We start from the raw sequence: 12,953 nt of genomic DNA, 5'->3' as shown, positions 1-12,953 counted from the left end.
CGCTGGCGCATCGAGCTCGCCTTCAAGCGCCTGAAGAGCCTGATCGGGCTGCGCTCTCCTCCCGCCAAAGACCCAAGGATCGCAAAGCCTTGGATCCTTGCACACTTCCTCATCGCGCTCGTGACCGAACCCCTCTCGCAGGAGTTGGGTGTCTCTCCCCCTTGAGCGACGGGCGCCCGCTGCTGTGGCGCGCAACCCGCCAGATCGTCGCCTCTCTGATCGCAGCGATCTTCGCTCAACCTCCCTTGGCAACCCTGCGCCGAAATCTCCGTGCCTTGCGATATCGCTGGCGTGAGCCACCACGAAAGCGCAAATTTCAGTCCATGCCAAAGCTATCTTAGCGCCTATGCCGTTCACGGGGAGAAGGTGCCCGAAGGGCGGATGAGGGGCGGCGCCAGCGATTGAAAGCTCGCGCTGTCCCTCACGTGCCTGCCGGCATCCTCTCCCCGTACGGGGTGAGGGCAACTCACCCGATCACCTTTTGTTCCGATTTTCCTTGGCGATCGCGCGCCGTCGCGCTACCTCTTTCGCGTGACCGAGCAGCCGCGCCTTGCCAAACAAAATGCCGCCGTCCTTCTGCCCGAGCCATTCATCAGATGGTTTGGCGAAAAAGGCTGGTCGCCGCGCGCTCACCAGATCGAGCTGCTGGCGAAGGCTCAAGCCGGGCAATCGGTGCTCTTGATCGCACCGACCGGCGCCGGCAAGACACTGGCCGGCTTCTTGCCATCGTTGACCGAACTGGCCAACCGCCCCAGACGCAAAGCCGGTATGGCACGGCGCGGCATCCATACGCTCTACATCTCGCCGCTGAAGGCGCTGGCCGTCGACATCGAGCGCAACCTCGGCAAGCCGGTGGAGGAGATCGGCCTGCCCGTCACCATCGAGACGCGCACCGGCGACACGCCTTCCCACAAGCGGCAGCGCCAGAAGCTGGCGCCGCCCGATATCCTGCTCACCACGCCCGAGCAATTGGCGCTGCTGATTGCGGCCGGCGATGCCGGGCGCTTCTTCGAGGATCTGCGCTATGTCGTGCTCGACGAGTTGCATTCGCTGGTGACATCGAAACGCGGCCATCTGCTGGCGCTCGGGCTGGCGCGGCTGCGCAGCATCGTGCCCGGCCTGCAGACGATCGGTCTGTCGGCAACGGTGGCCGAGCCCGACGAGTTGCGGCGCTGGCTGGTGAGCCAGAATCCGCCCAAAGGCCTGGCAAGTCCCGATATGTCTGAGCTCATCGTCGTAACCGGCGGCGCGAAGCCCGAAATCTCGATCCTCGATTCGGAAGAGCGCGTGCCATGGGCCGGCCATTCGGCGCGCTATGCGACGCCGGAAATCTACCGCGAGATCAAGCGCCACAAGACCACCCTGCTGTTCGTCAACACCCGCAGCCAGGCCGAGCTGCTGTTTCAGGAATTGTGGCGGGTCAACGAGGATACCTTGCCGATCGCGCTGCATCACGGCTCGCTCGATGTCACCCAGCGCCGCCGCGTCGAGAAGGCGATGGGAGACAATGCCTTACGTGCCATCGTTGCCACCTCGACGCTCGATCTCGGCATCGATTGGGGCGACGTCGATCTGGTCGTGCATGTCGGGGCGCCCAAGGGCGCCAGCCGGCTGGCGCAGCGCATCGGCCGTGCCAACCACCGCATGGACGAGCCGTCGAAGGCGATCCTCATCCCGGCCAATCGTTTCGAGGTGCTGGAGTGCCGGGCAGCGCTGGACGCCAACTATCTGGGCGCCCAGGATACGCCGCCGCTGGTCAATGGCGGGCTCGATGTGCTGGCCCAGCATGTGCTGGGCTGCGCCTGCGGAGCGCCGTTTCGCGCCGACGATCTCTACGAGGAAGTGCTGACAGCAGCGCCCTATGCCAGCCTCGACCGGCCGACATTCGACCGCGTCATCGATTTCGTCGCCACCGGCGGCTACGCACTGAAGAACTACGAGCGCTACGCCCGCATCCGCCTCAACAAGGACGGCATGTGGCGGGTCTCCAATCCCCGCGTCGCGCAGCAATATCGGCTGAACGTCGGCACCATCATCGAGGTGCCGGCGCTCAATGTGCGTTACGTCAAGGCCGGCAGCAAAGGCTCGGCTTCGCACGGCGGCCGGGCTCTGGGCAAGATCGAGGAGGCCTTCCTCGAAACGCTGACGCATGGCGACACCTTCATGTTTGCCGGCAAAGTGCTGCGCTTCGAAGGCATCCGCGAGAACGAATGCTTCGTCTCGAATGCGCCGGGAAGCGACGCCAAGGTTCCTTATTATGGCGGCGGCAAATTTCCGCTTTCGACTTACCTCGCCGAGCAGGTGCGCGCCATGCTGGACGACCCGCAGCGCTGGAAGAAGCTGCCCGAGCAGGTATCGGACTGGCTGCGGTTCCAGGCCGACAAATCGGAATTGCCCAAACGCGACGACCTCTTGATCGAGACCTTTCCGCGCGGCAACCGTCACTATCTCGTCGCTTATCCTTTCGAGGGCAGGCTGGCGCACCAGACGCTCGGCATGCTGCTCACCCGCCGGCTGGACAGGGCCGGCGCCAGGCCGCTTGGCTTCGTCGCCACCGACTACGCATTGGCCATCTGGTCGCTGGGCGATATGGGCGCGATGTTCAAATCGCGGAAACCTTCGCTTGGCGCTCTGTTCGACCAGGACATGCTGGGCGACGACCTCGAGGCTTGGCTGGCCGACAGTTGGCTGCTCAAGCGCACCTTCCGCAACTGCGCGCTGATTTCAGGCCTGATCGAGAAACGTCACCCCGGCCAGGAGAAAAGCGGCCGCCAGGTCACCGTCTCGACCGATCTGATCTATGACGTGCTGCGCAGCCATGAGCCCGACCACATCCTGCTGCAGGCGACGCGCGCCGACGCGGCGACCGGTCTGCTCGATGTCAGCAGACTTGCCGACATGCTCTCGCGTATCCAGGGTCGAATCGTGCATAAGGCACTCGAACAGATATCGCCGCTGGCCGTGCCGATCATGCTCGAAATCGGCAAGATGCCGGTGAACGGCGAGGCCGACGAAACGCTGCTGATGGATGCCGCGACTTTGGTCGAGGAAGCCATGGGTCCTGGGATGGTTGAGGAATGAATTTTTCGCTGGCGCGGGCATCGCTGATCGCCGAGGCCGACTTTGTCGGCATCGCGGGCGAGCGCGCGGTCTGTGATTCGCGCGGCGTGCTCTATTTCCCCGATCTGAGGCTGCTCGCGGTCTCCGACCTGCATCTGGAAAAGGGCTCGTCCTTCGCCAGGCGCGGCGCACTGATCCCGCCCTACGATACCGGCGCCACTCTGCTCCGGCTGCAGGCGGTAATCGCGGACTATCAGCCGGCCATCGTCATCAGCCTGGGCGACTCCTTCCACGACGGCGGCGGCGCCGAGCGCATGCATCAAACCTTCCGCGATCGGCTGGAAGCATTGATGGCCGGCCGCGACTGGTTCTGGGTCGCCGGCAACCATGACCCGGAAGCGCCGGCGGATTTGCCCGGCGAGACGGTGCGCGAACTCGCCATCGGCTCGCTGCTGTTCCGCCACGAGCCGTCGAAGATAAGAACCGAGGGCGAAGTTGCCGGCCATCTTCACCCTTGCGCCCGCATCGTCCAGCAGGGCCGCTCGGTGCGGCGGCGCTGCTTTGCCGGCGATGGCGGCCGCATGATCATGCCGGCCTTCGGCGCTTATACCGGCTCGCTCAACGTGCTCGACCGCGCCTATGCCGGCCTGTTCCGCCGCGAGACGTTGATAGCTTATATGATGGGCGCCGCGCGCATCTTCGCCATTTCCGGTTCGATGCTGCGGCCGGGCTGAGTTTCTACGGTATAAGCACGGTTGCGCCTGTCGTCTGCCGTGCTTCGAGCCGGCGGTGCGCCTCCGCCACTTCGGCAAGCGGCATGCTTGTGTGCACCGGGATTTTCACTGCGCCGCTGAGGACGACGCTGAACAGATCCTCGCTCATGGCGACGACGTCCTCACGCCTGGCGAGATGATGGAACAGCAACTGCCAGGTGGCGAACAGCGAACCCTTTTGCATCAAAAGCATGATGTCGAATGGCGGGATCGACCCCGACGCTGTGCCGTAGCTGACGAAGGTGCCGAACGGCCGCAGGCAGTCGAGCGAGGCGGGGAAGGTCGCGTTGCCGACGCCGTCATAGACGACGTGGCAGCCTTCGCCGTTGGTGACCTCTTTCACCCGTGCGGCGAAATTCTCTTTGCTGTAGTCGATGACATGGTCGCAGCCATTGGCGCGCGCAAGTTCGGCCTTTTCGGGTGAACCGACCGTGCCGATGACGGTCGCGCCGAGATGTTTGGCCCATTGCGTCAGGATGAGGCCGACGCCGCCCGCCGCGGCATGCACCAGGATGGTATGGCCCGCCTCGACGCGAAACGTGCGGCGCAGCAGATATTGCGCCGTCAGCCCTTTCAGCATCATCGCCGCACCTGTCTCGAAATCGATGGCGTCGGGCAGATGCACGACGAAATGCGCGGGCACGATGCGTTCTTCGGCATAGGCGCCGAGCGTCTCGACATAGGCGACTCGGTCGCCAGGCGCGAAGCCGCTGACGCCTTCACCGACGGCGACGATTTCGCCGGCGCCTTCATTGCCGGGAATGAATGGCAGAGCGGGCGGCGCGTATTCGCCGGTGCGAAAATAGATGTCGACGAAGTTGAGGCCGACCGCCCGGTTGCGCACGCGCACGTCGCCCGGTCCGGGCTGGCCGATGTCGACATCTTCGTAGGCGAGCATATCTGGCCCGCCATGGCGGTGAACACGGATCGCTTTCATGGTTTTCTTCCCTGCGCTGTTCTCTTGAGTGTGAGATAGCGCGTGGCGAGATATCATTGTAGACTGATACCTATGACATCAGAGTTCAAACAAAATGATATCTGAGCAGATCGGCCTCGACCTTCTCCGCACCTATGTCGCGGTCTGCCGGCAAGGTAGCCTGAGCAGGGTCGCCGCGCAGACCGGCAAGACCCAATCGGCGATGAGCATGCAGATGCGCCGGCTGGAGGGCCTGCTCCAACGGCACTTGTTCCAGCGCACCGGCCGCGGTGTCGTACCGACTGCGGCGGGAGAGCTCTTTCTGGGATACGCGACCCGCATCCTCGCTCTCGGCGACGAAGCGGTGGCGCGTCTGCAGCAGGCTAGCATTGGCGGCGGCGTGCGTATTGGTCTTGCCGAAGAGGTCACCACGGCCGCGCTTTCGGCCGCGCTTGGGCGGCTGCATCGCACCTATCCCGACATCAGCCTCGACGCGATGGTCGAGCACAGCGTCGCGCTGGGACGGCTGTGGAGCGAGGATGCGCTGGATGTCATGATTGCCCCGACATCCGTCGTCGCGGCCGATGCCGTGACGACATGGAACGTCGAACTGCAGTGGGTCTGCGCCCAGGACTATGTGCTGGACCATGACCGGCCACTCGATCTCGCCGCCTTCGGCGCAACCTGCCCTTGGCGCAGGCGGATGATCGAGGCGCTGGTCGCCGCCGGCCGGGAGCACCGGATCGTCCTGTCGTGCCAGAGCGTCACCGGCCTTCAGGCCGCGATCGAGAACGGACTGGGCGTTGGACTGCTTCCGCCCGAATCCGTGCGCACTGCTTCGATGCGGGTGCTGAAGACGTCAGCCGGCCTGCCCGAGCCGCTCACGGTCCAATACGGCCTTTACGCGCACGACCGCAGGACAGCTGTAATCGATGCCGCGATCGAAATCCTGCTTAAGGATTTGCCGGCGGCGCCACGAGCACGGGCCGCCTGACGGCGGGACGCTCTACCGGCCGTAATAGAGGGTGACGGTGTGCTTGGCCTCGGCGAAGAACAGCCAGCGCTCGACCAGCATGCCGGCGAACTGGACGGTTGCCGCAAGCACCGACAGCACCGCTGCGAATGGCCAGGGCAAAGCGAATAAGACAGAAAGCAGCAGCAGGGCAGGCAAGGCGAAAGCCAGCAACTGCGTGATCAGCCGCAGCTTTGCACCGTGCTTGCGGGCGATGCGAAAGCCCATTTCCTTGAGCAGGTAGTTCTCCTCGGTGTGCGGCCATTCCAGCGAGCGCACCGTCCCTCCGGCGAGGCCTGTCGCCGTGTTGGCGGTGGTCGCGATCTCCAGCGCGTCATTGTATCGCCACGTCGCCAGCTTCCAGCCCCAGCCGAGCAAGGTCAGCAGCAGGGCGGCTACCGCAACGGCGGTCGGGCTGATGGCGAAAGCCTGCAGCAGCGCGTTCAACAGCACGCTGCCGGTCATCGCCGAAAAGATGAGATAGCCCGGCAGCGTATACGGGCTATGCCACTGCGCGATCGGCTTCAGCGAGGCATAGATCATGCCGGTGGTGCAGACGGTGACGATTGCGCCGATAGTTGCGAGAAACCCGGCGATGGCCATCCAGCCTCCGGTGCGGCCAAAAAACACCCAGCCGATGCCGAACAGCCCGGCGGGAATGAAGGTCGCGACCGACGATACACCCTCGCGTGACAGCCAGGAGCTACGCCATTGCGAAAAGGCGCGCCAGGCGCGTTCGGGCCGGCCAAGATGGCCGGTCGACGACAAAAGGCCGGCAGCAATCAGGCCAAGCGCCAGCCCCATGCCGATAAGGCCGGGCCAGAAATGGGCCGGGATAAAACCCAGTCCGCCAAGCACGCCAAGCAGCGCCAGCAGTCCGTAGCCCGCTCCTGTGGCAGTTGTGAAGAAGACGACGGAAAAGGCTGGATGCATTGGTCAGTTCGAAAGCATGCGGTCGATCCAGCCGAGAAAACCGCCTTCGGCCGTGACTGGCTCGAGCCTTGGCGCCGGCACCGATGCGGCGCGCTGGGCGCGCGGCGGCAGATATTTGTTGGTCGGTTTGTAGCCCATCTCCGGCATCAGGTCGACGCCGCGACGCTCCGCCACCAGTTGCGAGACAGCCGACGAGGGATCGCCGAGATCGCCGAAATGCCGGGCGCTGGTCGGGCAGGCGGCAACGCAGGCCGGCACGCGGTCTTCCTCGGCCAGATTGTCATTGTAGATGCGATCGACGCAAAGCGTGCATTTCTTCATCACGCCGACATCGGTGTCGAATTCGCGCGCGCCATAGGGGCACGCCCAGCTGCACAGTTTGCAGCCGATGCATTTGCTTTCGTCGATCAGCACGATGCCGTCCGACGCCCGCTTGTAGGACGCGCCGGTCGGGCAGACAGTGACGCAGGCAGGCGTCTCGCAATGCAGACAGGAGCGCGGAAAGTTGACCGTGCGCCCGCCCGCCTCGGTCGTGTGCTCGTAGCTGTGCACGCGGTTGAACCAGACGCCGTCGACATGGCCGCCATAGGGGTCGATGTCGGTCAGTGGCGCCATGTGGCCGCCGGTGTTCCACTCCTTGCAGGCGGTGACGCAGGCCTGGCAGCCGACGCAGGTGTCGAGGTCGATGACCAGGCCAAGCTTCTTGTCTGTATGGGCGGGAAGGCAGGTCATTCCACAGCTTCCCTATGGACGCGGAACTCGGCGCCGAAGCGAAGGATGTCGGGCGATGGCTCGACATTTGGCGGCTGGCTGAAGCGCTCGAATTGCGGCTCGGTGAAGCCGGCTTCTTCGGAGGCGCATTTGACGATGCGAACCCTGAGATCGAACCACGCCGCCTGGCCGGTGACCGGATCGGAATTAGAATAGCGTTTACCGTTCGCATCGGCCGAGGTCTGGTCGCCGATGATGTGGTTGAGCAGGAAGCCGCGATTGCTCTCGGCGGCGTTGTCCTTCAGCCCCCAGGCGCCGCGCCTTTTGCCGATGGCGTTCCATGTCCAGACCGTATCCGCATTGACGCCGTCGACCAGCTTGATCTGCCCCTTCACCCGGCCGTTGATGCTTTCGATCCACACCCAGTCGTCGTCGGCCAGGTCGAGAACTGCCGCGGTCTTGTGGTGCACGAACAGGCGGTTCTGGCTGGTGATTTGCCGCAGCCACGCATTCTGCGAGCCCCAGGAATGATACATGTGCATAGGCCGCTGCGTCAGCGCATGCAGCGGGTATTTCTGCGGATCGACCGCGGCCTCTCCGAACGGCGTAAACCAGAACGGCAGCGGATCCATATAGGTCTCGATGCGCTGGCGTTCGCTCTCGGGCGGCTGGACGCGACCATGACCGCGCGCGGCGAGGCGAAAGCGCTGCATCGGTTCGCAATAGAGCTGGAACACGATCGGCTCGGCCTTGGGGATGAACCCCATCTGCTCCGCGAAGTCGAGATAGGAGCGGTTGGCCATCTTGTAATAGCGCTGGTCCTCAGCAAAGTCCTGGTGCCAGAAGCCGCCATTGTCGATGTAGCGCTGCAGCTGGTTTGGGTTGACCTCGCCCTTGCCTGCAGACGTGCCGTCCTTGCCGCGCCAGCCTGCGAGCGGGCCGATGCCTGGCGTGCGCTCGTGATTGACGATGTAGTCGGCATAGTCGCGGTATTTCGCCACCCCATCGTCGTTGACGAAGCAGGGCAGGCCGAGCCGGGCGCCGAGTTCGATCAATACTGACTGGAACGGCCTGACGTCGCGGTTGGGTTCGACGACGGGATGGCGGATGGCATCGCCTGGTCCGTCGGCATGGCTGATAGGCCGGTCGAGCAGGCTGATGCAGTCGTGACGTTCGAGATAGGTGGTGTCGGGCAGCACCAGGTCGGCGAACGGCACCGTCTCGGAATAATAGGCGTCGGAATAGATGATGAAGGGGATCTTGTAGTTGCCCGCTTCGTCATGGTCGGTGAGCATGGCAATGGTCTCGACGGTGTTCATCGAGGAATTCCACGCCATGTTCGACATGTACATCATCAGCGTGTCGATCGGGTATGGGTCGCCGGCCCACGCATTGCGGATGACCGTATGCATCAGCCCATGCGCGGCGAGCGGCGCATCCCAGGAATAAGCCTTGTCGATGCGGAGCGGCGTTCCGGCCTCGTCGACCAGGAGATCGTCCGGCCCGCAGACGAAGCCGAGCGGCATGCCGTCGAGCGGCGTCATCGGCTTGACCACCTTGCCGGTCGGCTTCGGTCCCGGCGGCGCCGAGCGCGGGTAGGGCGGCTTGAAACGGAAGCCGCCGGGCACGTCCACCGTGCCGAGCAGCACCTGCAGCAGGTGGATGGCACGGCAGGAGTGAAAGCCGTTGGAGTGGGCCGAGATGCCGCGCATGGCATGCATCGACACCGGCCGTCCCTTGATCGTCTCGTGCCGCCGTCCGGCCCAGTCGGTCCACGCAACCGGCAGTTCGATCGTCTGTTCGAAGGCGACGTGGGCGAGTTCGGCAGCGATCCGGCGGATGGTGTCGGCCGGAATGCCGCATCGTGCCGCGACCGCATCGGGTGCGTAGCTGTCGTCCATGTAGCGGTCGGCGATAAGCCGAAACACCGGCACGCAGCGGCGGCCGGCGAACGTGAAGCTGCCGGTCAACGCCGGCTTCGCATCCGCATCGGCTGCGTTGACGGTTGTCTTCGCCACTCTGTCCCACGCGAGAAGATTGTTGTCGCTGTCGCGCAGGAACAGCCCGTCGTCCGCCGCACCCGGCTCCTGGATGACCAGCACATGGGCGTTGGTGTAGCGGAGCAGATAATCGAGATCGACGCGGCCCGCCTTGAGCAGTTCGTGGATGAGGGCGAAGACGAAGAGGCCGTCGGTGCCGGGCCGGATCCCGATCCAGTCGTCGGCAATCGCGTTGTAGCCCGTGCGGCACGGGTTGATCGACACCACCTTGGCGCCGCGCGCCTTGAGTTTACCCAAGCCGATCTTGATCGGGTTGGAATCATGGTCCTCGGCGACGCCGAACAGCATGAAGTATTTCGTATTGTCCCAGTCCGGCTCGCCGAACTCCCAGAACGAGCCGCCGATCGTGTAGAGCCCGCCGGCCGCCATGTTGACCGAGCAGAAGCCGCCATGGGCGGCGAAGTTCGGCGTGCCGAACTGGCTCGCCCACCAGCCGGTCAGCGACTGCGACTGGTCGCGCCCGGTGAAGAAGGCGAGCTTTTTCGGATCGGTTCGGCGGATATTCGATAGCCGCTCGGTCGCAATCGAAAACGCTTCCTCCCACTCGATCTCGCGGAATTCACCCGAGCCCCGCAGGCCGCTGCGCAACAGCGGCTTCTTCAGCCGCGCCGGGCTGTAATGCTGCATGATGCCGGAGCTGCCCTTGCCGCAGATTACGCCGCGGTTGACCGGATGGTCCTTGTTGCCGTTGATGTAGCGCACCTTGCCGTCCTTGATGTGGACGTCGATGCCGCAGCGGCAGGCGCACATATAGCAGGTGGTCTTGGCGATGCTGTCGGAAACGGTTGGCGAGGTGTCGACACCGTCGCCTTCATCAGGCGCGCGTGTATTGGGAAGCGGCCGTTGCGACGGTGCGGAATTGGCCCCGCGCGGCGCAGCTGGATTCATGATGCCGGCGTGCTTTTGCTACCTGCGAATTTGGCCCGCGTCTTCGGTCCGGGGCCACGCATATAGTGTTCTTCAGGATGATATCGATCGCCGGCCAGCCGCCGCCTGAGGCCACGGGTCCAATGCGCAAAAAGGGATCTGAACCGCCCGATCATTTTGTTGGCCGCGATTTGTTGGCGAATTTTTTCTAACTTCGACTGAAAAAGTAGAATAAAGCTATCGATCCGTCTAATCAGTTGTTCTTGTAAATTCGATCGGAATTGGTTCTTAATGCACACATGACGCTGGACCAGTTGCGCATTTTCGTTGCCGTTGCCGAACGCGGCCATATGACCAAGGCGGCGGAGCTTTTGGGCATCTCCCAGTCGGCGGCGTCGGCGGCCATCCGCGCTTTGGAAGAGCAGCATGGCGTTCATCTGTTCAACCGTGTCGGCCGCAACATCGAGCTGGCTCAGACCGGCCACCGTTTCCTGCCCGAGGCCAAGGCGGTGCTGGAACGCGCCGCCGCCGCCCGAAATGTGCTGGAGCATGTCTCGCAGACGGTCGCCGGCAGCCTGTCGATCGCCGCCAGCCTGACCATCGCCAGCTACTGGCTGCCGCGCAGGCTGGCCTCTTTCCATGAAGCCTACCCGGCGGTGCGCTTAAGCGTCAGCATCGGCAACACCAGGCAGGTCGAGGCCAATGTGCTCGACGGCACCGCCGATCTCGGTCTGGTCGAGGGGCGCACCGAGTCAGACATCCTCCGCCGCACCAAGGTCGACGTCGACAGGTTGATGCTGGTCGTCGCCGCCTCGCATCCCGAAATCGCCGAGATCGCGCCGGGCCGCCCGGATATCACAGGGCTGCGCTGGATCATCCGTGAGGGTGGTTCGGGCACGCGCGAGGTGCTGGAGGACCTGGCCCGCCGCGAGGGGATATCGCTTGGCGACCTGCAGATATTTCTGGTGCTGCCGAGCAACGAGGCGGTTCGCCAGGCGGTCGAGGCCGGCGCCGGCGCCACCATCATCTCGGACCTCGTCGTCGGACGCGCCGTCGCCGAGGGCAGTCTCCGGTCGGTGCCGCTCGAACTGCCGAAGCGTGACTTCGCCATGATCACCCATCGTGACCGCCAGGCAAGCCTGGCCCAGATGGCGCTCAAGGCGCATCTCGGCGCTGAAGCCGTCAGCAATCCGGCGTAAGCGATCAGGCGAACTTCCGCTGCGCATCCAGCGCCAGGCCAAGGCCGACCGAGCCGAACATGTCGCCCTCGATAACGGCGGCTTGCGGCACCAGCGACAGGATTTCACGCCGTGCCAGCGGGATCGCGGTCGAACCGCCGGTGAGGAATACGGCGGTGATCGCAGAGGCCGTTATGCCGGCATCGGCAATCGTCTGCCGCACCGTAGCGGACACCCGCTCGATGTCGGCGGCGATGGTCTCTTCCAGGCCGGTCCGCGAGATCTCGGCGGCGAAATGCGCGCCAGGCAGCGCCACCGTTACATCGGCCGAAGCCTGATCCGTCAGCGCGATCTTGGCTCGTTCGACGAGGCCGGCCAGCGCATGGCCGTAACGGTGCTCGACAATATGGATGAAGCGGTCGACAAGGTCGGCGCGGACGGCCTCGAAGCGGATTTGCCTCAGATGCGTCATCGCCTTGGCAGTATAGACGAGGTTGATGCGCTGCCACGTCGCGAGATCAATGAAATAGCTCGCCGGCAGGTTGCGCTTGCCGTCTTTTGTGGGCGAGAGATAGCCGAGCTTGGGCATGACATGGGCGATGCTGAGCAGCCGGTCGAAATCGGTGCCGCCAATATGAATGCCTCGGTTGGCGAGGATGTCGTCCTTGCGGTCGCGTGAGCGGGCGCGTTGCGGCGAAACGCGCACGATCGAGAAGTCGGACGTGCCGCCGCCCATGTCGACGATCAACGCCAGTTCCTCGCGCTTCACGTCCTGCTCATAGTCGAGTGCTGCCGCAATCGGTTCGAACTGGAAGGCGATGTGCTTGAAGCCTTGCGCGCGCGCCGCTTTTTCAAGCTCGCTTTGCGCCTTGGCATCGGCTTCCACATCGTCGTCGACAAATTGCACCGGCCGGCCGAGCACAACGTTCTCCACCGGAGCGCCGGCATCTTCCTCAAGCCGCTTCTTCAAATGGCCGACGAACATGCCGACAATGTCGATGAAACCGATCTGCCGGGCCTTGATCCGCGTCTTCTCATGCGCCAGCGAACTGCCGAGCACGCTCTTCAGCGACCGCATCAGCCGGCCTTCGATGGCATCGGTGTAGTCGGCAATGGCGCGGCGGCCGAAATAGGTGTGACCGTCCTCGAAGTTGAAGAAAACCGCGCTTGGCAATGTCGGCTGTTCACCTTCCAGCGCCACCAGCCGTGCCTGGCCGTTGCGGATCACGCCCACCGTAGAATTGGACGTGCCGAAATCGATGCCGCCAAATGCCTGGTGCATTGCAGCCTCCTGTCATTGGGTCATCGCTGTGGCAGGCGTCCGCAAGGCGCGCGCCGTCCAGAGGCCTGACCGTTCTGCCGAATGATTGTGCGTGTTACCCGAGGGTTGGGAGGCGGCGGTCTATCGCAAGACTGAGAAAAGGGGAACCCCTTTTCCCCGGA

At 64.1% G+C, this 12,953-nt stretch carries 10 protein-coding genes; 4 read left to right on the top strand and 6 right to left on the bottom strand.

Features of this window, described 5'->3' with window-relative positions; translation table 11 throughout:
- Positions 1-474 precede the first annotated feature (474 nt).
- Positions 475-669: a hypothetical protein gene (locus tag NKJ64_RS24485; RefSeq protein WP_245260071.1), complete on the bottom strand. Its 195-nt coding sequence runs from the start codon at positions 667-669 to the stop codon at positions 475-477.
- Between NKJ64_RS24485 and NKJ64_RS24480 the strand changes: the two genes are divergently transcribed.
- Together NKJ64_RS24480 and pdeM are read left to right on the top strand one after the other, a co-directional pair.
- Positions 577-3,081 (top strand): ligase-associated DNA damage response DEXH box helicase, encoded by a 2,505-nt coding sequence (locus tag NKJ64_RS24480; RefSeq protein WP_245262675.1) that lies wholly within the window; start codon positions 577-579, stop codon positions 3,079-3,081. The two genes, NKJ64_RS24485 and NKJ64_RS24480, sit on opposite strands and share 93 nt — an antisense overlap.
- Positions 3,078-3,794, top strand: a complete 717-nt coding sequence (pdeM, locus tag NKJ64_RS24475; protein WP_023669598.1) for a ligase-associated DNA damage response endonuclease PdeM — start codon at positions 3,078-3,080, stop codon at positions 3,792-3,794. The genes NKJ64_RS24480 and pdeM overlap by 4 nt, the downstream gene beginning before the upstream one ends.
- 4 nt (positions 3,795-3,798) lie before the next feature.
- Here pdeM and NKJ64_RS24470 read toward each other — a convergent pair whose 3' ends face one another.
- Entirely contained in the window at positions 3,799-4,770 is a 972-nt protein-coding gene (locus NKJ64_RS24470) for a quinone oxidoreductase family protein (protein WP_023688710.1), read from the bottom strand.
- 94 nt (positions 4,771-4,864) lie between these two features.
- Between NKJ64_RS24470 and NKJ64_RS24465 the strand changes: the two genes are divergently transcribed.
- Positions 4,865-5,743 carry a LysR substrate-binding domain-containing protein gene (locus NKJ64_RS24465; protein ID WP_023688709.1) on the top strand — a complete coding sequence of 293 codons (879 nt, stop codon included), beginning with the start codon at positions 4,865-4,867 and terminating at the stop codon, positions 5,741-5,743.
- Positions 5,744-5,755: 12 nt separating this feature from the next.
- On the opposite strand, the gene NKJ64_RS24460 is transcribed toward NKJ64_RS24465, so the two are convergent.
- Genes NKJ64_RS24460 through NKJ64_RS24450 form a run of 3 tightly spaced genes read right to left on the bottom strand, consistent with a single transcriptional unit; the run spans position 5,756 to position 10,353 of the window.
- Positions 5,756-6,694 (bottom strand): dimethyl sulfoxide reductase anchor subunit family protein, encoded by a 939-nt coding sequence (locus tag NKJ64_RS24460; RefSeq protein WP_023692554.1) that lies wholly within the window; start codon positions 6,692-6,694, stop codon positions 5,756-5,758.
- A 3-nt stretch (positions 6,695-6,697) separates the two neighbouring features.
- Entirely contained in the window at positions 6,698-7,426 is a 729-nt protein-coding gene (locus NKJ64_RS24455) for a 4Fe-4S dicluster domain-containing protein (protein ID WP_023834317.1), read from the bottom strand.
- A complete protein-coding gene (locus NKJ64_RS24450) occupies positions 7,423-10,353 on the bottom strand; it encodes a molybdopterin oxidoreductase family protein (protein ID WP_352463481.1) in 2,931 nt (976 codons plus the stop codon). The genes NKJ64_RS24455 and NKJ64_RS24450 overlap by 4 nt, the downstream gene beginning before the upstream one ends.
- Before the next feature lie 278 nt (positions 10,354-10,631).
- On the opposite strand from NKJ64_RS24450, the gene NKJ64_RS24445 reads away from it, so the two are divergent.
- A complete protein-coding gene (locus NKJ64_RS24445) occupies positions 10,632-11,531 on the top strand; it encodes a LysR substrate-binding domain-containing protein (RefSeq protein WP_023669605.1) in 900 nt (299 codons plus the stop codon).
- 4 nt (positions 11,532-11,535) lie between these two features.
- Here the strand turns inward: NKJ64_RS24445 and NKJ64_RS24440 are convergent, their stop codons facing one another.
- Positions 11,536-12,792 carry an Hsp70 family protein gene (locus NKJ64_RS24440; RefSeq protein WP_023669606.1) on the bottom strand — a complete coding sequence of 419 codons (1,257 nt, stop codon included), beginning with the start codon at positions 12,790-12,792 and terminating at the stop codon, positions 11,536-11,538.
- Positions 12,793-12,953 lie beyond the last annotated feature (161 nt).

Origin of the sequence: Mesorhizobium sp. M0062, from assembly GCF_040323125.1 — a bacterium.
GTDB lineage: Bacteria > Pseudomonadota > Alphaproteobacteria > Rhizobiales > Rhizobiaceae > Mesorhizobium.
The sequence above is the reverse complement of the archived record's forward strand: the minus strand, read 5'-3'. Positions and strand labels throughout refer to the sequence as shown.

What these genes read in the sequence shown, in the direction of transcription:
- NKJ64_RS24440 (WP_023669606.1), bottom strand. Translation starts at nt 12,792, where the DNA reads ATGCACCAGGCATTTGGCGGCATCGATTTCGGCACGTCCAATTCTACG.
- pdeM (WP_023669598.1), top strand. Translation starts at nt 3,078, where the DNA reads ATGAATTTTTCGCTGGCGCGGGCATCGCTGATCGCCGAGGCCGACTTT.
- NKJ64_RS24470 (WP_023688710.1), bottom strand. Translation starts at nt 4,770, where the DNA reads ATGAAAGCGATCCGTGTTCACCGCCATGGCGGGCCAGATATGCTCGCC.
- NKJ64_RS24450 (WP_352463481.1), bottom strand. Translation starts at nt 10,353, where the DNA reads ATGAATCCAGCTGCGCCGCGCGGGGCCAATTCCGCACCGTCGCAACGG.
- NKJ64_RS24455 (WP_023834317.1), bottom strand. Translation starts at nt 7,426, where the DNA reads ATGACCTGCCTTCCCGCCCATACAGACAAGAAGCTTGGCCTGGTCATC.
- NKJ64_RS24460 (WP_023692554.1), bottom strand. Translation starts at nt 6,694, where the DNA reads ATGCATCCAGCCTTTTCCGTCGTCTTCTTCACAACTGCCACAGGAGCG.
- NKJ64_RS24465 (WP_023688709.1), top strand. Translation starts at nt 4,865, where the DNA reads ATGATATCTGAGCAGATCGGCCTCGACCTTCTCCGCACCTATGTCGCG.
- NKJ64_RS24445 (WP_023669605.1), top strand. Translation starts at nt 10,632, where the DNA reads ATGACGCTGGACCAGTTGCGCATTTTCGTTGCCGTTGCCGAACGCGGC.